Source organism: Vibrio sp. YYF0003, from assembly GCF_036350715.1.
Classification (GTDB): domain Bacteria; phylum Pseudomonadota; class Gammaproteobacteria; order Enterobacterales; family Vibrionaceae; genus Vibrio; species Vibrio natriegens.
On sequence record NZ_JAZDWA010000001.1, the window covers coordinates 419,127 to 443,091 of the forward strand.

A 23,965-nucleotide genomic window follows, 5' to 3' on the forward strand; every position below is an offset into this window, starting at 1 on the left:
AAAAAGTGACAAAAACTACCCTTTCGGATTACTTTTTCTAATAAAACAAACCAATAACAAACACTGGATATACTAATACTCGCCAGACGAATATTTATTCAAATTAGCCCAATAATGCTTGAATAACTTTAAGTTACCTCATATTTCAACCCGAATTAGCAACATTTTATTAACCAAATAATATTCGATATCAAATTAACACACCAAACACATCAATATTTTTGATTAGTAATATTAACTCTGGATACTGCATCTTCTTTGTTCTTATAAACCGAAGCGACTACGGCCGAGGTCATCACCAGGATTAGGAATGTGAGAGACCAAATCGTCGGTATTTCATAGTCCGTACCAACCAAAAGCATTTTCACACCAATAAACATCATGATCACAGACAAAGCTGGCTTCAAGTAAACGAACTTATCTAACATTGCTTGTAATACAAAATACAGTGAGCGAAGCCCAAGTAACGCAAATACGTTCGCTGCAAGCACCAAGAAGGGCTCTCGTGTGACGGCAAAAATCGCGGGAATTGAGTCCAATGCGAACATCACATCCATTACCGCGATCACCGCTACGACGATGAACATCGGTGTCGCCAACCACTTACCCGCCTGCTTCACTATCATGTGGTTATTGTGGTAACCATCAGTTACTGGAATGAGTTTACGGATAAACTTCTCCGGATACGGGTTAACCTCTTCGTTTTCACCACTCCCTTGCGCGAGTTTAATACCGGTCCAAATCAGAAATGCCGCGAATAAGTACAATACCCAGTGATATTGAGCCAATAGCTGCGCCCCGACAGCAATCATGACGGCACGAAGTAACAAAGCACCAATCACACCCCAAAGCAGTGCTCTCGGTCGCAAATGTTCAGGCACGTTGTACTGAGCAAAAATGATTGCGAAAACAAACAGGTTATCAACACTGAGTGATTTCTCCAGCAAATACCCGGTAAGGAACGAAACTGCCGCTTTTGTATTGGTATAGTGGCTATGAGGCGCATAAAAATCCCAGAACAGGTAGGTAGAACCCGCAAACACAAAGGCCAACAAAAACCAAAAGATGCTCCAAGTAATGGCTTTTTTCATCGGCACAACGCCACCGCGCGTTTGGTAAATATCAAGCGCGACTAAAACGAGTGTAAATAGCCCGAAAACGGCATACATATTGAGAGATTCTTGAAGCAGAACCGATTGACTAACTTGGGTGGTATTTTCAATAAGAGACATGATTCCTCCTACGCGGAAGAACCACTGATTTGGTGACCTTCCGCATACAATATAAACCAACAGCCACATGAATCATGTGTCTGCCAATTGTTGAATGCGTTGGTCTCGTTGAAGTGCCAAATTAAATGAATCAATGACACCTTTACTTACCGGATAAGCATACGCTTAACGAGATGACGATAAGTAAACTTGCGCTAACTACTCCCCAAACGGGGCCATCATACGCCTGTCATTTTAATTTTCCAACAAAGAATAGCTATCGATAAGGCAGAGATACTTTATGACATTCAAAGCATTACATTAATGAATGTGATGCCCATAAAAAAGGAAGCACGACTGTGCTCCCTTTTCTTAATATTTTGCTCAGCTCAATATCCCATCACAGGCATAACATGTGCTAGTAATGACCAAGCGGCAACCCAAGCAACAACTACCGCAACATCACTCCAGTCTTTATTCCACATCCGTTTTACCTTCACCCCATTTATCATGGAAAGATAAGCAAGATGGGTACCCAAAATGGCTAACTACGCTGCTGAGTATAGAATTTGTGATTTTGGTTCAAGCAGTTAGGGTCATCAGTGAGCAGTTCAATGAAACAATCCGCCATCGACAGATTGCTGACACTTCCCTCACCTTCCATATCCAATAGGGCTTCGTAACCTTCTTTGCCTTTCATTGTATATGCCGATGAGGTACCACGATACCAAACCTCATCTTGTACGTTGATCCAGCGATTCTCGTTGAAGATCTCTAATACGGTAATGCGTTTCCCTTTAGGAAGATGGGCTTTGTACTCAAAGTTCAGGTTGTATGTGTACGGATAACTACCAGATCCGGTGCCTTCGACACCATTGTTCAACGCGTTATTAATTGCGCCTTCTAAAGCTCGGCGAATCACACTTCCCTGCACGTTATAAAAACCAATAGGAACGGCAAATGGCAATAAACGTCCGGCAACATCGGCAATCGTAAGTTTACCCGGGTTGAGTGACGTTCTTACGCCACCAGCGTTGTGAATGGCGAACTGAATTTCATGTCCACGTTGATTTAAGCTGTGCAAGAATGAATGCGCCACCGCGGAAGCGAGTTCGCTACCGCCAAATTCATCAGGGATACGAACGTGGCGTTTTTTATTTTCGACATTCGCGATAACCTGCGATTGAAGTGCGCGTACGCGTGGTATGTACTTGTCCGTTAAAATCGCCTGCGTCTCAGGGTGTTTTTTACACACGACAACATTTGGCTGACCATGAATAAAGTCACACGCTGTTTCAAATACGCCCTGGTCCAGTTGTTGGTTGAGTGAAGAATCCCAAAATATACGACGGCCAAGTAAAAGCTCATTTTGACCATTTAGCATCGTCGCTCTGCCATCTTCATCAAACTCGAGTACACAGTGTCCAATCGTCAGTGCATGGAAACCAGCTTGAACCACATACGTCCCGTTAACGTTCACCCCGTATTGGTCGTCTTTACCTAAGCCTATCGATGAGAAATCGCCTTGCAGACGATGACTATGGCCACCAACGATGATCCCAATGCCGTCAACCTGTTCTGCTAGTTCTAAGTCACCTTCGTAACCCAGATGGCTAAGCAATATGATGTTTTTGATTCCAGCCGCGTGAATTTGCTCGACCGTCGCTTTAGCTGTATCAATCGCTGCCACGAAAGGAGTATCTGCGTCGGGGTTCGCAATATCACTCATTTTATCGATCGACAGACCAAAAATGGCCACTGGTACGCCATCAAACTCTTTCACCATATATTGCGCGCTTTGAGTTTGATGCTGATAACTCAGCACATTGCCACAATCACTCACTCGATGAGTTTTAGAAACTGATTCGTTGGACAGATCCCAGTTACCAGCAAGTAATGGAAAATTGGTACGCTGACAGAACTGCGCTACGGGTTCATTACCCATATCCAATTCATGGTTGCCTAATGCCATCGCGTCGATTTGTAGCGCGTTTAGCAGGTCAGCATTGGCTTTGCCTTTAAATAAAGAAAAGTACAGAGTGCCCTGAAAGCAATCACCGGCATGTAAAAATAACATTCCGTGCCCTTGGCGATTAGCATCATCGCGGAGTTGTTCGACGCGTGTGGCAATGCGAGAAAAACCACCTGCACTCACGTATGGCTCTAGCGTAACTTCTTTGTTGATTTGTAATTTTAGCTGTAATGACGTTGGCTCAAAGTAGGAATGAGTGTCATTGATGTGTGCCAGTTTTATTCTTACTGGCTTATGATTTTTATTCATTTTCATCTTCTCTCTTTTCATTCCTTATAATAATAAGGAGTGGATCATGACAGAATCATGAATTTTATGAAACAGCGAATTTCCATTTCATTTTTCCGTGACCATGCATAGGTGAACTCACATTTCATAAACGCATCGATCCACTTCCTATGCAGGCTCTCGTAAATTTGTGAACTGAGCTTATAGCAACATTTAAGAATTACTATATGCTTAAAGACAGCAAGATAATTCTCTATAATTCAAATAATTGCGAGGAGGATTGAGATGAGACTAGAACGCATCGAAATCTCCGGGTTTAGAGGCATTAAACGCCTTTCACTCTCTTTTGATGAACTCACCACGCTCATTGGTGAGAATACATGGGGTAAGTCTTCATTACTTGATGCCCTATCCATTGCACTACCAACAGACGGGAATCTATATGAGTTTGACCTGAAAGATTTTCACGTTGATTACTCTATCTCCCACCCTCAATCTCAGCATATCGAGATTATTCTTTGCTTTAAAGCACAAGATAGGCAAGAGGTAAAAGCGGGCCGTTACCGTAGGATTAAGCCTGCTTGGTGTACAAAAGACAATGGAGAGCATGTAATCTACTATAGAATCAGTGGCTCTCGTGTCGATCATGACATCACGACTCAGTATACGTTTCTCGATAATGAAGGGAAAACAATAAAGATCCATCATTCTGAAAAACTTGCTATTGAATTAATGACACTACATCCGGTCATTCGCTTAAGAGACTCTCGTCGTTTCCCTCACCCATCTCATATCAACGGTGACAATAGAAATTCCCGGATTGAAAAGCGCATCGACAACACTTGTAGACGGCTATTAGCCATGCCAGGTCAAGTCAATAAGGGGGAAATTCGCAGTAGCCTTTCTTCTATGCAAACGTTGATCGATCACTATTTCGCGTTCCGAAGTACCAGCAGAGGGAACCCAAGGAAGCCTAGAGACGGCCTGTTTTATAATAGCCACCCTTCCGATAAGGGCCTGAGCCAATATTTAAAAGAAACTAACGATAAGCAGAGTCGCTTGCTTCTAATGGGCTTGCTTAACACGTACCTGCAAGCGAAAGGACCAACCGAGCTAAGGCGTTGTGCACGGCCAATCTTAATCATTGAAGATCCTGAAGGTCGCTTACACCCTACTCATTTAGCGAGAGCCTGGTCCTTGCTTCAACTACTGCCGATGCAAAAAATTCTGACCACTAACAGTGGGAGTTTGCTCGGTTCCGTTCCGCTTTATTCGATACGGCGTCTGTACCGCCTGTCTGATCGCACCATCGCGAAGAGCCTTAATCCATCTAAATTCGGACGAGATGAACTAAGGCGTATTGGTTTCCACATACGCTTTCACCGAGCAGGTGCGCTTTTTGCTCGTTGCTGGTTGTTAGTGGAAGGTGAAACCGAAGTCTGGCTTTTTAATGAGTTAGCGCGTCAATGTGGTTATGATTTAGCGGCTGAAGGTGTTCAGATAGTCGAGTTTGCTCAGTCTGGCTTGCGTTCAATAATTAAAGTCGCAAAAGAGTTTGGTATTGACTGGCACGTAGTAACAGACGGCGATGCCGCTGGTAAAAAGTACGCTCATACGGTTCGTTCACAATTAGAGCATGACCAGGAGCGCCACCGTTTAACCGAGTTACCAGATCGAGATATTGAGCATTTCCTTTACAACCATGGATTTGAAGTTTTCTTTAAAGACATGATAAAGGTTCCTCACGATCATCAAATTCCCGCGAAAAAAGTGGTCAACCGAGTGCTAAAAAAACATGCCAAGCCTGATTTAGCCCTAGCGATTGTTTCGCATTGTGAAGAGAACGGCGTGGAATGTATCCCTGTTCTATTGCGCTGGACCCTAAAACGTATCGTTACTATGGCAAGTGGTAATACTTAGGGCGGAAAAAGTAAAAAAAAGCACACTATTAAAGTGTGCTTGTATCAAATATCAATAACTTTGATGAATAGCATTGAGAAGAAAAGTACTCTCAGTGCTCAGTGGATACCAATTAGATCGGGGGTCACTACTGCACTTGCTCTGCGAGCGAAGAAGTTGAAGTAGTATTTGATTTCGAGTGTAACCAAAGACCAGTCGCTTTCATTAGATAACCAAATACACCACCTAATACCAGCGACGGTACAACAAGTTGCCAGTTACCATCCGCTGCAAAGGTTGCACATGAGCCGATAAATGTACCAGGAATGTAAGATAACCAAGCTTGCTTAGCTTGAATACACATAAAGAAAGCCACAATTGCCGTTATTACGTAGCCCAGAATTTCTAACCCTACGTAGGTTGAACCATAGATAATGACCATAGCCCAGAACACGCCGGTTAAATTTGTAATAAGGCTGGTTGCCAATCCTTTCAGGCCACTTGTCGGGGAGGCAAAGTAACTAGTACAACCTAAAAACCCCGCCCAGGATAGTAGGCCTAAAGAGATTGCTATCCATCCCCAAACGCCGGACAAAATCCCAGTAGTAATAGAAATCGCAAATAGTGTCGTCATGGTATTCGTACCTGCTTAGCTAGTATCAGACCCTTCTGGTTTGATAGCTGGCTTTAAACATTGAAATCAAGAACCGATACTAGAAGTATTCCCTCAGCTTATCGGTGATATTGATCACAAATAACTCACTTTTGTTTCATCTATTACACTATAAATTTGACGTAAACGATAAATCAACAGATTTAGTAAATAACAAACACCGTTGTTCATGCGATATTATCAGGCGCTATAAAATCGTCGGCTTACCTTTCATCATGCGTAAGCCTTCGCGCTTAATGCAGTCTACTAATGGGTTTTCTGCCATATCCGCTCGCCAAATGAATGAAAGCGTGCGCTCCATTTTGAGTTCTGGAACATCTAAGGCAACCAGCAGACCAGCTTGGATATAACGCTCAACATCCAAATAAGGTAAGCAGGTTAAGTACTGGCCATTAGCCACTAAGCTGCGAAGTACTGGCACATGTTCGTATTCACGCCAAACATCAAGATCCTCGATAAGTTTACTGATCGAACTATCGAAGGTTTTGCGTGTACCAGAACCATCTTCACGCAATACCCACTTTGCTTGTTCTAACTGGGCTAAACTTACGGTTTGGCGCTTGGCAAAAGGATGATGTGAAGCCGCGACAACCGTCAGATGGTCGCGACACCAGACTTCCTGGTGCAAACGGTTGTCATCGCAACGGCCTTCAATGATTCCCAAGTCGTACTTGTAATCCAATACGCCTTCAAGGACGCTTCTGGTACTTTTCACATTCAAAGAGATGCGCATCTCAGGAAAGTCATTATCAATAATACTGATAAGATCAGGGACTAAGTGTTCTGCAGGCGTTTGACTCGCACAAATGCGAACCTCCCCACTCAACAAATGTTGCTCGTAAAAACCCATTTCAATCTGTAAAGCATCTTGCAGCAAGCGTTTTGCTTTGGGCCTCAGCCACACTCCCCAATGGGTCAACGCCATTTGCTTGCCCTGCCTTTCAAATAATGGCCGACCAAGCATTTTTTCCAATTGTGAGAGCGACATACTTGTCGCCGATTGTGTCAGAGCCAGCTTGTCTGCAGCCTGGCTTACACTTCCTGAATCGGCAACTGCATTAAAAACCGCTAATTGCTTTAGTGAATAGCGCAATGTGTCCTCCTTTACGAGCGAGTATTCCCATACCCTCACCTGATTAAAAACATAAGCAACGGCATTCATTTTACTCATCTTAGATTAGTTATCAATTGAATTGATGTGAACCTTAAACAATATCAATTTTCCCTGTCGGAATTTTCCTATTAGCCTGATTGTGCGGTTCAGGAATACCGCAGTTCAAAATACAACAACAATAGTTATGAGTTTATAAATCAAGGAGTTTTTATGGCATCAAAAACTAAGGAGTCAGTATGGCGGTGATCAACTCTGACAATCACCAGTATTTTTCTCCGAAAGAAATGATGGCTGAAGCAGAGAAGTTTGCACTGAGCAAAGCCCAAAAAACGAGCTCGATGACACTCAGTCTTGCCGCAATGGCTGGCGCATTTATCGGTTTGGCATTCTTGTTCTATATCACCGTGACAACGGGTAGCGCAGGTGCAGGTTGGGGATTGAGTCGTCTTGCAGGCGGAATAGCTTTCAGTATGGGTTTGATCCTGATCGTTATCTGTGGAGGCGAACTGTTCACTAGCTCAGTACTCTCAAGCATATCCTGGGCGAACAAGCAGATATCTTTTGGAAAAATGCTATCAATTTGGGGCAAAGTCTATGTGGGTAACTTTATTGGAGCAATGCTGTTGCTCGCACTGGTTACAGCGGCAGGCTTATACCAAATGGACGGCGGTCAATGGGGATTGAATGCACTTAACATCGCACAGCACAAACTGCATCACACGTTAGTTCAGGCGTTTGCACTCGGTATTCTATGTAACCTTTTGGTGTGTCTAGCAATCTGGCTAACCTTTAGTTCTGCAAATGCGATGACAAAAGCGGCAATGACGATTTTACCTGTCGCTATGTTCGTAAGCAGTGGCTTCGAGCACTGTGTCGCCAATATGTTCATGGTCCCGCTTGGCATTGTTATCGCTAATTTTGCGCCAGAGTCGTTCTGGCTGTCTATCGGCGTTCCTGCATCCCAATACGCAGACCTCAATGTGTTTCACTTTGTCACTGCAAACTTAATCCCGGTAACACTAGGAAATATAGTAGGCGGCGCTGTATTAGTTGGCTTATCAAACTGGTGTATTTTCCGTCGACCTGAGCTAAAAGCCGCCAACATTCAAACCATCACTAAAACAACACCACTCATGTCAGTTAAGGAATCCAACATGAAAAATAGCTCTTTTGTTAAGGACATTATGAACCCTGCTCCAGTGACTATCAGCGCAGAAACTCCGGTAGTCACAGCACTTGATACCTTACTTGATCATCACTTAACCAGCGCCCCTGTCGTTGATGTTCATAATCGTTTAGTTGGCTTCCTGTCGGCGCACGATATTATGGTCGATCTTTGGTGCGAGGATTACATTCCGGTTAACGGTCAGAAAGTGGTTGATTTGATGAGCCGTGACATTGTCGCTATTGATGCTGGTGACCGTTTAGTCGATGTGGTGGAGTTTATGTGTATCGACAAAGAAAAGCTGTTCCCTACAAGTAATATGGGCATTGCAACACGCTTAACTTCTCTTTCTTTGGAAGAGCGTGCCAAGAGTATGAACGTCAGTAAACCGCAAGTGCTTCCGGTATTAGAGAATGGACTCTTAGTCGGCGTAGTAACACGTGTCGAAATAATGAATGCATTACGTACCGTTTACGGTGAGCGTTTGAATCTAGTAGAACAAGACGAATTAGAAACCGCATAACAATAAAACACTAACTTTAGTTAGTTGGCACTAAAAAAGCGCTCTTCGTTTGAAGAGCGCTTTAATATTATTATACGAGTGACAATAAATTACTTCTTAACGCCTTCGATATGAAGTTCCATATCCACATAGCTAGAAGAACCCATTACAGGGATATCAAAATCTGCTAGCTCTAGACGAGTAGTACCGACGAAACCAGCACGCTCACCACCCCATGGGTCGTTACCTGCGCCAACGAATTCCGCTTCAATAGTGATAGGCTTGGTTACACCGTGAAGTGTCAAATCACCAGTTACATCAAGTTTGCCGTCGCCTTTATCCGTTACTTTTGTACTAGTAAACGTTGCTTGACCAAATTTACCTGCATCGATGAAATCACCGCTACGGATGTGCTTATCACGCTCTGCATGGTTTGAATCCAGACTTGTAGTATCAACAACAACATTCACTTTAGCGTCAGCAACGTTGTTCTCATCAAAAGAAAAGTCACCAGAAAATGTATTAAAACGACCTTTGATGAAGCTGTAACCCAAGTGACTTACTTTGAAGTTAATCGAAGCGTGAGCCCCTTTCGTATCAATAACGTAGTCTGCTGCTTGCGCACCAAACGGAAGTGCCATAGCGATCGCTAATCCTGTAGCAAATAGTGACTTTTTCATTTTGAAGCTCCTAACATTTTTCTTAATGTGTTGTCTTTATCGATAAAGTGATGTTTAAGTGCAGCAACGGCATGTAAACCAGCCATTAGGACGATAGCCCAAGCTGCGTAAAAGTGAATTTCACCCGCCAGATCAGATTGATTTGGGAACAACTCGCCTGCGCCAGGTACGGTAAACCACTCGAATACTTCGATACCTCGACCATCCGAGGTTGAAATCAGGTAACCCGTTACGAAAATGGTAATAAGTAACAAATACATCGCACCATGCGCTAGCTTAGCTGCGATGATTTCATGGCTTTTACCTTCTGGCTTAGGAGATGCGGTAATGTGCTTCCAAACGAATCGGAATAACGTAACTATCGCAAGCAAGATACCAATAGAACGATGGTAATGAGGTGCGGTACGATACCACTCGCTGTAATAACTCAAATCGACCATCCATAAGCCGACCGCAAATAAGCCAACAATAACGATGGCTGATAACCAGTGCATCGCGCGGGTCAGAAGGTTGTAGTTTTTTACGGATGTATCCATCTCAATTCCCAAGAATTTTCTGTGTTGATATTGAATAAGAAACAACACATTAACCGATTTACTTTATATGAAACAGATTATTTACCATTATTTACATCTAGCCAATTACAGCACATCTACCAACCTGTTCGAATTTTTTGAATAAGTTAAATGTAAGAATTCATGAATTTTAGAGTTTTACTTCCTGTTCTATCTCATAAAGTTCGTCAGAAACTTCTAGCATACGGCGCTCGAATAAGGCTTTGGCATCTTCAACTCCTTTGTTGTAGTACACTGCCCCAAGCTTTTCAGTGATAAAATCAATGAGAAATTCGCAATCAAACTGACCGATTTCAATACTTAGTTCGTCTTCCATATAATCTTGAATCGCCGTTGATAATGTTTCTTTTTGTGTTCTGTCTAATTTAATCATTTACTGCTCTCTAAATTTCATCATCCAATTATCGACCTCACGACAACCTACTCTATCCAACAATCACTAGGACTATCTAAGATATTGATGGATAGAATTCCTAATTTTGATGTTTAGATCAAGAAGTTGCCGATTCAACTTAGTCTATGCTAAAAAGACTATGCTAATTTTTGCTCATCGTTTTTATAACCGTTAAGGGATTTTCTTTGCTACTCGACTTAGTAATACAAAGTGTTAATGATTTTCAGGAAGACTGCCTCAAGATCTGCGAAAAGCACTACCCTGCGGTTCACAACCAAGGGATGAGTGAACATCATTTAGGTCTCGCGTTTTCAAGGCGGATGGAGCATACACTTCGTCACTTTGGCCACAGCAGTGTCATTAAATCACTTGAAGTACTTAATGCTCCCGACCTTCCCCACCATTACCGCATTACTTCAGAGATTGGCACCGTGTGGGTTTTGAGTTATCACATGGTCAGTGCGGGTAAACCTTGTCGCGAAAAAATGCTTGCTTCGATAACCGAGTGGCAAAGTGAATATGGCTACGCGTTACAGCCCAACGATTTACTATTCCTGGTTTGTGATCACTGGATAAGTAGAAGTAAAACCAGCAGGGAGCTACTGCATTGGTGGATGGGTGAGTTACCAGACCCAATAAATGAATATACTGAACAAGGTATTACTTTATACACCAGTGAGTCGCAGCTTACGCAATCGCTCAATTCTCGCTTTGATATCAACCCATGCTATATCAAGTTTGGCCACCCATTACGCCGTTCAAACAAACAGCAACTTGTTCGAAAATATCTCCAGCTGTACGCCGTATTGCAGTGGTAGCTTAAAGATGGGAATACGTACCTTATCAATCTATCTATACATTTGTTTGATACCGCTCGATAAATCTTATTAACACTAACTAACTAGCTTGCCTCATCAGGTCGCGCGCGCTTAGATTCTTATAATCAATGAAGCTTGATGTACTCGCATCGATGATAAGCATTAATTTAGGTTGTAATAATGATGAGTATCTCGCAGCTTACTTGCTGCATTTCTAAACAGGCAGATGGACAGTACATCGCAAAATATCAAAATTTAACACTGAAAAGCGTATTTCAACCCATTTATCAAAAGGATCATTCTATTGTTGGTCTGGAAGCTCTGGTAAGAATCACCGATATTGACGGCTCGACGATCCGCCCAGACTATTTTTTCCAATCAGAAAGCATTCCGGTTTCAGACCAATTTAATGTCGAACGTTTAAGTCGCTTGATACACATAAAGAACTTTGGCCAATCGCGCTACCAACATAAGAAGCTCTTCCTCAATGTGCTTCCTAAAGCAGCAGAAATGATGTTACAGGACATGTCATACTGTCAGGCGCTCAAGCAAACCATTAGTCAGTCTCATTTGAAAACAGAGCAGATTGTGCTGGAGTTAATCGAGTTGGATGCGAACGATGAATCCTGTTTTTATCAATCAACGCAAGAACTCAGCAAGTGCGGCTTTAAGCTTGCGATAGACGATTATGGGGTTAATGCATCGACAATAGAGCGAGTAGAATCTGTTCAACCTTACATCATTAAGATGGACCGTTCATTACTGGTTAAATACGAACATGGCGACCTGTCTTCACTGACAAGTGCGCTTTTATTGGCAAAAAACTTACGCGCGAAAACCGTTATCGAAGGAATTGAAACCGAGCATCAACTTAATTTAATGAAGAAACTCGGCTTCGATATGTATCAAGGCTATTACCTTGCACTTCCAGAAACGTTAGCCGTTTATGATCAAGCGAAAACAGCCTAGTTCATTTGATATTTACCAAATGAACCAATTACTTAAGTTTATCAACGAATCTAAGTCATCAATAAACTTAACCCACCAAAAACTAAGTTATCGACGGTTTTTACCACGATTTTTATGGATAGCTAACTTGGCTTTAAGTTTTCGTTTTTCTGCCGAGCGACTTTTACGGCCACCACCACCGTGACGTTCAGGCTCGACCTCTTCGATTAAACTAGGTTCAAAACCCGCCAGCCATTCTTGTGGCAATCGCTGATCCAGTAAGTTTTCAATCGCATGCAACAGATACTCTTCGTCTCGGCTCATTAAGGATACGGCAAGTCCAGAATTACCCGCTCGTCCTGTACGACCAATACGGTGTACGTAATCTTCAGCTTTAAACGGCATATCAAAGTTAATTACTTGCTCTAGTTCCTGAATATCAAGCCCTCGGGCTGCAACATCAGTCGCAATCAATGCACGTACTTTACCCTGTTTAAATTCATCCAATGCGCGTTGACGAGCGCCTTGTGATTTATCACCATTAATAGACACAGCTTTTATGCCATCTAGCTTTAACTCTTTCGCCAGTTCGTCACTACCCTGTTTTGTTTTGGTAAACACCAGCACTTGTTGCCAGTTTTTTGAACCAATTAAATAGGCGAGCAATTCACGTTTACGCTTCTTGTCGACGGGATAAACGATCTGTGTAACCGTTTCAGCGGTCGTGTTTGGTGGAGTAACTTCAATTTCAACCGGAGAATCCATCAGCTTATAAGCAATGGTTTTAATGCGCTTTTCAAACGTTGCGGAAAATAGCATGATCTGTTTTTCATCTGGCAAGCGGCGCAGAATTCGTTGCAAATCAGGCCAAAATCCCATATCCAACATACGATCAGCTTCATCGAGTACAAGCGTATTCGTCTTTGAGATGTTTACATTGCCGTTAAACAAATGATCCAACAAGCGTCCAGGGGTCGCAATCAGAATGTCCGCGCCATCCTCAAGCTTTTTCTTCTGAACACCAATACTGGTACCACCGTACACACAAACAATGCGTAATGCCGTCTGCGACGCATACTGAGACAAACTTTCGAAGACTTGTTGAGCGAGTTCACGCGTAGGTACCAAAATTAGAGCTTTTGGCGTTCCGTTCAGTTTTTCTTGCTGTACGCTTTGAATAATAGGCAGTCCAAACGCAGCCGTTTTACCAGTACCCGTTTGTGCAGCAGCGAGCAGGTTTTTTCCTTCCAGAACATGGGGAATCGACTTTTCTTGCACCGGTGTCGGAGTCTCGATGTTTAATGTGCTCAGAGTTTCCACCAGATTTTGTTCAATGCCAAGGTCAGCAAAATTAACGGACATGATAAACCTCATAATTTTTGGAGCGCAGAGTTTACCAGAGCACTCCAGACCATACTACCTTTACACTCTATGCATTGATTAATTGCTGGTGGAACTCAAAGGCTTGTCGAAGCACATCGTGGTATAGAAGCGGAAACTTAGCCGCTAAGGTCTCATATTGTTCATCTAATACTGCGAACGTAGTCGTCAGATCTGACATTCTAGGACTTCTTTGGGACATACGATGCAGAGCAAATTCGATATTTTCTAAATCCTGATAGGACTGAAGCCATCCACCCGTCCACATCCTGCTATGCAGAACAAGAAAACGCTCTGGCAATTGCTCGCAAACGTCTCTGTCAACGCGCTGGTAGGCAGCATTTACAAATTTATCCAGAGAATGGTGGTGAAACGCAGACCACTGTTTAGCTAAACAGTGATCCCAAAACATATCAAGAGCAATGGGAGCGAAGCGTCGCGAAACACCAGTAAAGTGAGGCTTGCACGCTTCAACGATAGGATGATGGTCTGTTATACGGTCGACAAACCGATGAAGTTTGATGCCATTAGAAATATCAGTTTGATACTGTTTGCTTGGATCCCCTTTCACGAAGTCTCCAAGCAAATTCCCCAATAAATGGCTGTTACAGTGATCTGCGATGTGTAGATGGGCAAGAAAGTTCATTAGACGCCATATTGCCGTTAGGCTTGATGTAACATGAACTTAGTATAACGTCTTGAGCACAGCGTTGATAATTAAGTGACACTCTACTCAGATTCGTTTTCTGAGCCAAAGTAATCCGACAAGATGATGCCAATTTCCATTGCATCTAGTAGCTCTAGGTTCTCATCGTTTTGGTATTGGTCGCTCATTGTGACCTCCTTTGTTTTAATTTGAAGCGTACTTGCTTCTTCCTACTGACAATCTATGTCAGTGAATCCTTTTTATAATCTTTATATGACACATTCATGACAGCGAAAAGTAAAGATTTAATTTCCTATGAGCAACATCAAAGGTAATCGTTTGCATATCGGTAAGCTCTCAGCTCACTGCTTGTTTTTAACGGACAAATGACTCAAAGCCAATGTCTAGCGCCGCCATATAAGTTGACTTATGTCACATATAATTAAATTAACGTTATAGATATTACATTTTTTAATGATTTGGGTCTCATGTTTTCCTCAACACTGACGATAACGAGATGAAATACCTTATATCTCAAACGGAGTGTTAAATGAGAGAAGTTGAGTTTAGAACTATAGATCGACTCTTTATTAAGATGTCTATAAATGACAAAGTCTGGGTTATCTTCCTACTGTTTCTGCTGGCTCTAACTTCGGTTGCAGGGAGCCGTTACTACAACGAAATCAACCAGTTTGAACATCAAGCAATCATTTCTGCACAGGCTAAACTTTCCGGGATCATCGACGCAAAACCAAGCAATATCTATCAAGTCGATGGCATCACAGAAGCAAATAGCCAACAGCAGAGTCTATTCATAGACGGGTCTGTCACTGTTTATTCACACACTGACAACGGGGAAGTGATTAAATTAACCGAAGATAGAAGTACAGAATATCAACAAGTTAAGTCTAATGCCCTAACCTCGCTGCTGCTTAGCTTTATTTGGGTTCTTCCATTTGCCTTGTTTTGTTACTGGGTTGCCACTTTCATCGGAGGTGCACTTTGGGTTCTTTACACTACGACTCAAAAAATTGGTGAAGGTGATCTGACGTCTCGCTTAGGCTTTCATCCGGGCCGAGACGAATTCGGTACCATTGGTTGCGCACTCGACAAATCAATGGATACGCTGACGGAGCTAGTTAATAGTGTTAAAAATAACGCGTACACGTTAAGTGAAACGTCTTCAGCTTTCGAAAAAGACATGCTATTGAGCGAAACTCAGATATCTCATCAGTATCAAACGCTCGATTCTGTCGCGACCGCGATGGAAGAAATGACGGCTTCTGCAAAAGAAGTTTCAAGTATTTCGCAACAAGCGACCTCACAATCCGATCAGGATGCGCACAAAATTGAACAAAGTCGTGGCCGCGTACAAAATGTTATTGGCGAGATAGAAACCTTATCTTCTTTCATTGAGCAAGCAGCGAATTCTGTTACCCATTTAAATGAGAACACAACGCAAATTAATGAGGTAATCACAACCATTAATGCGATTTCTGAACAAACTAATCTACTTGCGCTTAATGCAGCTATCGAAGCCGCTCGAGCGGGTGAACAAGGCCGTGGTTTTGCAGTTGTCGCGGATGAAGTACGCACACTAGCCAGCCGCACGCAGCAAGCTACTGTAGAGATTCAGGCAATGATTGAGAAGCTGCATACTGAAAGCCAAAACATCGCATCTATCACTGAACGTACAGTTAAACAGGCGCGAACCAGTAGCCATCTAATTGATGAAATTGGTCATGACATTTCTTCAATTGCTGATTCAGCGCGTTCATTAATGGACATGAGTATCCAAATTTCTACTTCAGCAGAAGAGCAAAGTGCTGTGGCCAACGACATTGCATCGGAGCTCACAGACATTCGCTCACAATCCAGCACGATTAGAGAAGTGGCGCAACAGTCAACTATTGGGGTTGCGAATTTAACCAAAGCGTCTGTTGATTTGGGAGAGGTACTTCTTCGTTATCGTACCAAGTAATAATGACTGGGCTCCTAAAAAGAGCCCAGTGTGTTTATCTGGCTTATTTTCATTTCAATTTTGTTAACCCAACATTTACAAACTGTCGACCTAATTGAAATATTTGAAGTGAATCGAAAGTTCAATTAGTACCTGATGAAAGAATGTTCATCAAGATTGTGTTCCGCTATGCTTGAACATGTAGATTCCATTTGCTGCTGGAAAAACAATATGAATAATTACAAAGATACAAACAATAACGAAAACGAAAACCTTACCTGTCCACTATGCCAATGCGATGAATATTTAATTTCTGCGGATGGCGAAAAGTTCACTTGCGCGGCTTGCGGTTTTCATACGAAAAGCTTTTCTTCAATCCAATGCTTACATCAAACGCCTTACTTACAATCCAAAGTTAAACACATCCACAGCTTAAGTCGCATATGTCACTAACTACTGGTTTGATTACGATGTATGTCTTATATAGAGCAGCCTAACAACTGCTCTTTTAATTCATCAAAATGCTGAATTTTTATTACGCGTTCGTCGTCGACACGGTTAATGTCTTCACCATTAAATAGATGCACTGTTTTGATACCAGCATTTATTCCAGCTTCTACACCTTTAGGCGTGTCATCTATATAGAGACAATCGCTGGGTAAAAATCCCATATTCATTGCTGAATACATCAGCAAATCTGGCTCAGGCTTCCAGCTATTTGCATCGAACGCGGAAAACACTTTGCCTTTAAAAGAATCCAATAACCCTGTTAGTTCCAGAGCATATTCTATTTTGTCTTTCGGACCATTAGATGCGACGCAATATTCAATGTTATGCGAATCAAAAAAGTTCAGCAGTTGTTTGGCACCATCCATAGGTTGTAAGTGTCGAACGAAAAGCTTTTGTAGTTCCTGGCGATATTCGGGTTCGAGTACGTCAATCGGCACATTAATATTCATTAACGCTTTGGTATCTCTTAAAATGTCGGCGAGTTTGCCACCTTTGAAGTGAGACACGCATTCATCGATAGTGAGTTCAGCACCGTACTGGTTGAATACATGAACTAAAGCCTGACAACACAAACGCTCACTATCGACCAGTGTTCCATCACAATCAAAAATCACGCACTTAACATTATTAATTGCCATTACCTTCCCCCAAACACGTTAAAAATATTGCTGAGCTTATTTTGTTTTGTAGAACAATAATATTTGAGTTTAGGATTGTTTAAACGATGAACTCTGCATTTCGCAAAAATGAATTCGAAGAATTATCTTTTTTTAAATCAAGATCACCGATTTCTATCTAGTTACCGTTAAAAGTGTGAACTTTTTAATAGGATGTTCGATATATTGCGAGAGCCAATGACCAGAGCTGTAGATAAGGGGGGAAATGTTCGAACGCAGCAACACGTATAACGTTAGAATTTGGGCGCCTAATTGCAAAGTTTCGTCAGTTATTAAAGGGTTAGTGATGCTGCGTTATAGAGATGGTGATGAAAGTGTTAGCGCTCGATAATTACTGTTTCACAAAGTTTTGCTTCGTTATCTAATCGCTTCGCTAGATCAGACTCAAATTGGCTTTTCTCTATTACATCAGAAACAGCGACATCTGAAATGAGTGTATTGCCTTCAAAATGGCTAGTGATAGCAGCGCCAATAGGACTTCCGTCTTTAAAACCGACATACAGTTCAAAATCTGGTGTCAAAATGATTTGAGTCAGGTATTCAACCACCATGTCTTTATCGTATTGCTTATCCCAGCGCTGCGATTGAAGAAGTGAAAACATAATGGTCAATCGATGGAAATCTACGAGGAAGATATCGTCAGTTTTGCACTCCGCCTCACCGGCCAACAACGAGTCTTTATCAACGATTTGGTATTGTTGCTGTTTTAGCGTTTGAAAGTAGATGTCTCGCCCTTTCAAACTTTCGGGTGTAGGAAACTCGACTTCGACCAGATCATGCAGCCACGCGTTCTTGCGTTCTATGCTGGCTAACTGTATTTCATTCATTTACATACCTTAACAATCACAGGCTACAAAGTAGTAGCAAGTCAAAAGCGAAAGCAAATTGCGTCTTGTATCGACAACAAAATCCGTGTGGGATACCTCTGAACTTAAAAGTCGTATCGCGTAGCTTCGTTTTGAGGCTGTACCTTAGCATGAAGCCTATAACAAACCTAGCTAAAGTCCTGAGGTAACGCCAAATTTTGTTTTACTCGCTAACGTCTGATAGATTAAATCCACAAACTTTTCTCATGAAGGCCAAAATAATGAAAAAACGCATACTTGCTTTAAGCTTACTAACCCTGCTTGCCGGCTGTGGTAGTGATGAAGTTGGTGATGTATCACTGGGCATGTTTACTATGAAAGACATCAAACTCAATACGCTTGTCGATCCCGAAGTACCGGGGGTGACTTGTCACGTTGCCAGTATTGAAGCGGATTTCAGTCTTGCTGACCCAAGTGATAGCTCTATCTCTTGTCGCCAAACCGGTGAAATCACGCCTGAAATGCTAGCCAGGATTGATAAGAGTAAATCTGGCGATGTCGTCTTTAAGAAGTCAAAGAGTATCTTCTTTAAGTCGATGAAGATTCGACGCATTTATGATCCAGAAAATCAAACGCTGATGTACCTTTCATACTCTACAAAGGAGACTTCAGGGAGCTTCAAACACAGTCTATCAACTGTGCCACTCTGGGGAACAAAAGCTTACGTCGAGCCGACACAAGCAAAAGCCAATTAATACCTCCTCAATTATCCTTCGAAAGCCCACCATAATGTGTTGGTGGGCAAGTTTTCTTGCAACAAAACCAGTTTAATTTCATTTTTATGTGATACAATCCCGCCTCTTTTTTCTCACTCAAGAACAAGCATGAAGTTTCCTGGCCAGCGTAAATCTAAACACTACTTTCCAACTCACGCTCGTGATCCAATCGTTAACCAAATTCGACAAACACCAAAGTTATATCGTCCAACGATTGTCGGTGTAGGCCAAACCATCGTCGATATCGAAGCGCGTGTAGACGATTCGTTTTTAGAGAAGTACAACTTAAGTAAAGGCCACTCTCTCGTTCTTGAAGAGAACAAAGCCGATGCTCTGTACGAAGAGCTGGTTGAACAAGGCCTGATTACGCACCAATATCCTGGAGATACCATTGGTAATACGCTGCACAACTACTCAGTACTTGCAGACAGTAAATCAGTGCTATTGGGTGTCATGTCTAGAAACATTCAAGTAGGTTCATTTGCATACCGATACCTATGTAAGACTTCTTCTCGCATGAACCTTAATCATCTACAAACAGTAGATGGCCCTATTGGTCGTTGCTACACCCTTATTTCTCAAGATGGCGAGCGTACCTTTGCGATAAACGAAGGGCACATGAACCAACTTCTACCAGAAAGTATCCCAGAAGAAGTATTCAGCAAGGCATCCGCTTTGGTCGTCTCTTCTTATCTAATGCGTGGCAAAAAAGAAGATCCAATGCCACAAGCGGTACAGAAAGCGATCGATTTTGCTAAAAAGCACGATGTTCCGGTTGTACTTACTTTAGGGACGAAATACGTGATCGAAGGCAACGCTGAATGGTGGCAGGAATACATTCGTGAGAATGTATCTGTAGTTGCTATGAATGAAGAAGAAGGCGCGGCTCTAACTGGATTAACCGATCCACTAGCAGCAGCCGATAAAACGCTTGATTGGGTCGATCTAGTTCTGTGCACCGCAGGACCAAATGGCTTGTACATGGCAGGCTACACTGACGAGACTGTGAAGCGTGAAACCACGCATGACATTTTGGAAAGCAGCATTGGTGAATTCAACCAATACGAATTTAGCCGAGCAATGCGCAAATCTGACTGTAAAAATGTAATGAAAGTGTACTCTCACATTGGCCCATACTTAGGCGGACCTCTGGAAATTAAGAATACCAATGGTGCTGGCGATGCAGCACTTTCCGCACTTCTGCATGATATGGCGGCAAACTCATTCCACCAGAAAGAAGTGCCAGGTTCAGAAAAGCACGAAGTACGCTGCTTAACATACTCTTCGCTTTCCCAAATTTGTAAATACGCAAACCGAGTGAGCTATGAAGTATTAACACAGCACTCTCCTCGCCTGTCTCGTGCTCTTCCTGAACGCGAAGACAGTTTAGAAGAGGCATACTGGGATCGCTAATAGCCTGATTTTCAGTGTAAAAATTCACTTAGGTCACCTTTTGGTGGCCTTTTTGTTTTGATCTAGAGCAGTGTTTAGTTGTTTTTGCTAATATGCACCGCAAAGATTCGCATTAAATTCTTTACAGTTGGTTTTTTACCAGTATTATTCTCGCGCAAACGATTGCGTAACAGCAATGCCTTCGCTTTATGCACTACGGTTTAGTCACTTTGGGAGCATCCATGCAGTCCGACATTGAAATTTGCCGAAACACCCCTCTATCCTCAATCGATACTATTGCCGCGAATGCAGGTTTACAGCCTGATGAATATGATACACACGGCAAACACAAAGCCAAAGTTCATCCAAGATGTTTAAACCGTCTCAAAGAAAACAAAGACGGTAAATTAGTATTAGTCACGGCCATAACACCAACGCCACTCGGCGAAGGTAAAACGGTCACAACTATCGGCCTCGCACAAGGTTTAGCAAAGTTAAACCAATCCGTGATGGCCTGCATCAGACAGCCTTCTATGGGTCCAGTATTCGGAATCAAAGGTGGTGCGGCCGGCGGTGGTTACTCTCAAGTCGCACCGATGGAAGAGTTAAACTTACATTTAACTGGCGATATTCACGCCGTTACCGCTGCTCATAACCTTGCATCAGCCGCGCTAGATGCCCGTCTATACCACGAGCAACGTGAAGGCTACGACGCATTCGAAGCTCGTACTGGTTTAAAAGCATTAAAAATAGATGTCGACAGTATCACGTGGAAGCGCGTAATGGATCATAATGATCGCGCACTACGCATGGTAAAAATTGGTCTAAACGAACCAGGTAAAACCATTAATGGCATCGAAAGAAGCGAAGGTTTCGACATTTCTGCCGCATCAGAACTCATGGCAATCATTGCACTCGCCAAAGATTTAGCAGACCTGCGTAAACGAATCGGACGAATTGTTGTTGCTTATGATTTAGATGGCCATCCGGTGACGACTGAAGACCTTCAAGTGGCGGGAGCTATGGCAGTAACGTTGAAAGAAGCCATTGCGCCTACACTAATGCAGACTTTAGAAGGTGTCCCTACTCTTATTCACGCTGGTCCCTTTGCGAATATTGCTCACGGCAACTCTTCTATCATCGCTGATGAAATTGCACTAAAACTTTCTAGTTACACTGTAACTGAAGCCGGTTTTGGCTCGGATATGGGGCTGGAGAAAGCATGCAATATAAAAGCAGCAGCCTCAAACCACGCTCCTGATTGTGTGGTGATTGTTGCCACCTTACGTGGCCTAAAAGCGAATTCGGGGCATTATGATCTTCGTCCGGGTGCTGCTATTCCTGAATCGATATTTAACCCTGACAAGCCAGCGCTAGAAGCCGGATTTGAAAACCTGAAGTGGCATATCAATAACGTTAAGAAATACGGCCTTCCTGCCGTTGTCGCGATCAACCAGTTTCCGCAAGACTGCGAACAGGAACTCTCAGTACTGCGTCAGAAGATTCGTGACTATGACCCAAGTGTCAATGTGGCCATCAGTACCGCTTTTTCAAACGGTGGTGAAGGTACTGTAGAGCTCGCTCAATTTGTGGTAGAAGCATGTAATACTCAAACGGATTTCCGCCCGCTTTATACAAAAGAACAAAAGCTGGAAGAAAAATTAATGTCGGTTTGTGAAGCTGGGTATGGCGCGTCAAATGTCGAATTGAGTGATCTGAGCATTTCACAGCTTAAGAGGTTTGAAGCTTTAGGTTTTAATGACCTCGCAGTGTGTATTGCAAAAACACCACTTTCTATCACTACCGACTCCAGCGTCAAAGGGGCTCCGCGTGGATTTACGGTTCCAATACGTGAATTACGTTTATGCGCTGGCGCAGGGTTCATTTATGCACTATCAGGCAGTGTGATGACGATGCCAGGGCTTCCGGACAAACCTGCTTTTATGAACTTGGATTTAGATGAGGAAGGCAACATTATTGGTTTGTCATAACAACACTACGTCCTGTCATTTAAATTAAACTTCATTATAGAGAGCGTATATCGCTCTCTATCTCGTTGTTTCGGCATTACTTTACATTGTAAATTCTTCATACTTATAAACACTCTTTCCAGCGCATCAATATGGTGCATGCCATTTTCACCCTTCCCTAAAATAGGGCATTATTTGTCTGTGTTTAAATTAATCTTATTGATTTATAAAAATTTATTCTATGGCTCGATTCTTGTACTAAAGTTGCATTAGAACATAAACACACTAATACCTGTCATTCAAAATGCCGTTTGCTTGGAACCACCTCTCCCCGGTTCAGCACTATTTTGGGTCATGTATTACAAGGGAAAGGGAACATTATGCAAGACGCACTCGCCGTAATTTTAGCTGGAGGTGTGGGCTCCAGACTTAGCCCACTGACTGATGACCGTGCCAAGCCGGCTGTACCATTTGGTGGTAAATATCGCATCATCGACTTCACTCTAACTAACTGTCTAAATTCAGGTTTAAGAAAAATCTTAGTCCTAACACAATACAAGTCTCATTCGCTACAGAAGCACCTTCGTGATGGCTGGTCGATCTTTAACCCAGAGCTTGGTGAATACATCACCGCCGTCCCTCCTCAAATGCGCAAAGGTGGTGCATGGTATGAAGGTACCGCAGACGCCATCTATCACAACTTGTGGTTGTTGTCCCGAAATGATGCAAAATACGTCGTTGTATTATCTGGCGACCACATCTACCGAATGGATTACGCGGCCATGCTGGAAGAGCACAAAGAGAAAGGCGCTAAACTTACTGTCGCGTGTATGGATGTACCAGTAGAAGAAGCGACGGCGTTTGGCGTGATTGGTACTGCGGAAAATGGGCTGGTTAAGTCCTTTATAGAAAAACCATCAAATCCGCCTACTCTGCCTGAAGATCCCTCTAAGAGTCTTGCGTCCATGGGCATTTACATTTTTGATATGGACGTACTTAAAGAAGCGCTTCGCGAAGATGCAAATAATGAAAACTCAAGCCATGACTTTGGTAAAGACATCATTCCAAAATTAATTGATTCAGAATCGGTATACGCTTACAAGTTTTGCGGCAGCAAAGGACGTGTTGATAAGGACTGCTACTGGCGAGACGTTGGTACGATTGACTCGTTCTTTGAAGCCAATATGGATTTATTAGAACCCGTTCCGCCAATGAATTTATACCAGTCGAACTGGGCCATTCGTACTTATGAGCCACAATTTCCACCAGCACGAACCGTATCATCCGCAACAGGTAATGAAGGCATTTTCATCAACTCTATCATTGCCAATGGTGTGGTCAATTCTGGTGGCTCAGTCCAGCACTCCATTATTTCCTCCAACGTTCGCATAAAAGACAGCGCGACCGTCGTAGACAGTATTCTATTTGATGATGTTGAAGTTGGTGAAGGTTGCCAGCTAGTTAACTGCATCATCGACAAGCACGTTCGAATCCCACCGAACACTCAAATTGGACTAAATAAAGTAGAAGACGCTAAAAGGTTCCGAATTTCAGAGAAAGGGATTGTCGTTGTTCCTGAAAGTTATACGTTTTAATTCATCGACTCTTT

Annotated in this window: 20 protein-coding genes; 9 read left to right on the plus strand and 11 right to left on the minus strand. The window is 42.7% G+C overall.

Translation table 11 applies throughout. The features are described from left to right. Positions 1-212: 212 nt before the first annotated feature. Positions 213-1,232: a TerC/Alx family metal homeostasis membrane protein gene (locus V1U08_RS01920; RefSeq protein ID WP_330469761.1), complete on the minus strand. Its 1,020-nt coding sequence runs from the start codon at positions 1,230-1,232 to the stop codon at positions 213-215. A gap of 523 nt (positions 1,233-1,755) precedes the next feature. Further along, a complete protein-coding gene (locus tag V1U08_RS01925) occupies positions 1,756-3,498 on the minus strand; it encodes a bifunctional metallophosphatase/5'-nucleotidase (protein WP_330469762.1) in 1,743 nt (580 codons plus the stop codon). 258 nt (positions 3,499-3,756) lie between these two features. Here V1U08_RS01925 and V1U08_RS01930 point away from each other — a divergent pair, with 258 nt between their 5' ends. Continuing rightward, the gene (locus V1U08_RS01930) at positions 3,757-5,391 is read left to right on the plus strand and encodes an ATP-dependent endonuclease (protein WP_014234263.1); all 1,635 of its coding nucleotides are present in this window, start codon (positions 3,757-3,759) and stop codon (positions 5,389-5,391) included. A gap of 127 nt (positions 5,392-5,518) precedes the next feature. Here the strand turns inward: V1U08_RS01930 and V1U08_RS01935 are convergent, their stop codons facing one another. Both V1U08_RS01935 and V1U08_RS01940 read right to left on the minus strand, forming a co-directional pair. Beyond that, positions 5,519-6,004, minus strand: coding sequence for a DUF1097 domain-containing protein (locus V1U08_RS01935; RefSeq protein WP_330469763.1), 486 nt, complete (start codon positions 6,002-6,004; stop codon positions 5,519-5,521). 226 nt (positions 6,005-6,230) lie between these two features. After that, the gene (locus V1U08_RS01940; protein ID WP_014234265.1) at positions 6,231-7,136 is read right to left on the minus strand and encodes a LysR substrate-binding domain-containing protein; all 906 of its coding nucleotides are present in this window, start codon (positions 7,134-7,136) and stop codon (positions 6,231-6,233) included. A 257-nt stretch (positions 7,137-7,393) separates the two neighbouring features. Here V1U08_RS01940 and focA point away from each other — a divergent pair, with 257 nt between their 5' ends. Further along, positions 7,394-8,845: a formate transporter FocA gene (gene focA, locus V1U08_RS01945; RefSeq protein WP_330469764.1), complete on the plus strand. Its 1,452-nt coding sequence runs from the start codon at positions 7,394-7,396 to the stop codon at positions 8,843-8,845. Between the two features lie 89 nt (positions 8,846-8,934). On the opposite strand, the gene V1U08_RS01950 is transcribed toward focA, so the two are convergent. The 3 genes from V1U08_RS01950 to V1U08_RS01960 form a co-directional block, all read right to left on the minus strand. Then, positions 8,935-9,504 carry a YceI family protein gene (locus V1U08_RS01950; protein WP_014234267.1) on the minus strand — a complete coding sequence of 190 codons (570 nt, stop codon included), beginning with the start codon at positions 9,502-9,504 and terminating at the stop codon, positions 8,935-8,937. Beyond that, entirely contained in the window at positions 9,501-10,040 is a 540-nt protein-coding gene (locus V1U08_RS01955) for a cytochrome b (protein ID WP_330469765.1), read from the minus strand. Before V1U08_RS01955 ends, V1U08_RS01950 begins: the two co-directional genes overlap by 4 nt. Before the next feature lie 169 nt (positions 10,041-10,209). Beyond that, the gene (locus V1U08_RS01960; RefSeq protein WP_014234269.1) at positions 10,210-10,452 is read right to left on the minus strand and encodes a DUF2164 domain-containing protein; all 243 of its coding nucleotides are present in this window, start codon (positions 10,450-10,452) and stop codon (positions 10,210-10,212) included. Between the two features lie 206 nt (positions 10,453-10,658). Between V1U08_RS01960 and V1U08_RS01965 the strand changes: the two genes are divergently transcribed. After that, a complete protein-coding gene (locus V1U08_RS01965) occupies positions 10,659-11,291 on the plus strand; it encodes a hypothetical protein (RefSeq protein WP_014234270.1) in 633 nt (210 codons plus the stop codon). 180 nt (positions 11,292-11,471) lie between these two features. Further along, positions 11,472-12,260 (plus strand): EAL domain-containing protein, encoded by a 789-nt coding sequence (locus V1U08_RS01970; protein WP_330469766.1) that lies wholly within the window; start codon positions 11,472-11,474, stop codon positions 12,258-12,260. 87 nt (positions 12,261-12,347) lie between these two features. On the opposite strand, the gene V1U08_RS01975 is transcribed toward V1U08_RS01970, so the two are convergent. Together V1U08_RS01975 and V1U08_RS01980 are read right to left on the minus strand one after the other, a co-directional pair. After that, entirely contained in the window at positions 12,348-13,601 is a 1,254-nt protein-coding gene (locus V1U08_RS01975; protein ID WP_330469767.1) for a DEAD/DEAH box helicase, read from the minus strand. A 67-nt stretch (positions 13,602-13,668) separates the two neighbouring features. Continuing rightward, positions 13,669-14,265 (minus strand): acyl carrier protein phosphodiesterase, encoded by a 597-nt coding sequence (locus V1U08_RS01980; protein WP_330469768.1) that lies wholly within the window; start codon positions 14,263-14,265, stop codon positions 13,669-13,671. 550 nt (positions 14,266-14,815) lie between these two features. Here V1U08_RS01980 and V1U08_RS01985 point away from each other — a divergent pair. Next, positions 14,816-16,246 carry a methyl-accepting chemotaxis protein gene (locus V1U08_RS01985; RefSeq protein ID WP_330469769.1) on the plus strand — a complete coding sequence of 477 codons (1,431 nt, stop codon included), beginning with the start codon at positions 14,816-14,818 and terminating at the stop codon, positions 16,244-16,246. 458 nt (positions 16,247-16,704) lie between these two features. Here V1U08_RS01985 and V1U08_RS01995 read toward each other — a convergent pair whose 3' ends face one another. Continuing rightward, positions 16,705-17,373, minus strand: coding sequence for an HAD-IA family hydrolase (locus V1U08_RS01995; RefSeq protein ID WP_020334921.1), 669 nt, complete (start codon positions 17,371-17,373; stop codon positions 16,705-16,707). A 356-nt stretch (positions 17,374-17,729) separates the two neighbouring features. Then, entirely contained in the window at positions 17,730-18,239 is a 510-nt protein-coding gene (locus V1U08_RS02000) for a hypothetical protein (protein WP_014234277.1), read from the minus strand. Between the two features lie 260 nt (positions 18,240-18,499). Here V1U08_RS02000 and V1U08_RS02005 point away from each other — a divergent pair, with 260 nt between their 5' ends. The 4 genes from V1U08_RS02005 to glgC all read left to right on the plus strand — a co-directional run bounded on the left by V1U08_RS02005 (position 18,500) and on the right by glgC (position 23,951). After that, on the plus strand, positions 18,500-18,973 hold the full coding sequence (locus V1U08_RS02005; RefSeq protein WP_020334924.1) for a CreA family protein: 474 nt from the start codon (positions 18,500-18,502) through the stop codon (positions 18,971-18,973). A gap of 129 nt (positions 18,974-19,102) precedes the next feature. After that, positions 19,103-20,407, plus strand: coding sequence for an inosine/guanosine kinase (locus tag V1U08_RS02010; protein ID WP_330469770.1), 1,305 nt, complete (start codon positions 19,103-19,105; stop codon positions 20,405-20,407). Positions 20,408-20,628: 221 nt separating this feature from the next. Next, positions 20,629-22,377, plus strand: a complete 1,749-nt coding sequence (locus V1U08_RS02015; RefSeq protein ID WP_330469771.1) for a formate--tetrahydrofolate ligase — start codon at positions 20,629-20,631, stop codon at positions 22,375-22,377. Between the two features lie 359 nt (positions 22,378-22,736). Beyond that, positions 22,737-23,951 (plus strand): glucose-1-phosphate adenylyltransferase, encoded by a 1,215-nt coding sequence (gene glgC, locus V1U08_RS02020; protein ID WP_020334926.1) that lies wholly within the window; start codon positions 22,737-22,739, stop codon positions 23,949-23,951. The last annotated feature ends 14 nt before the right edge of the window (positions 23,952-23,965 follow it).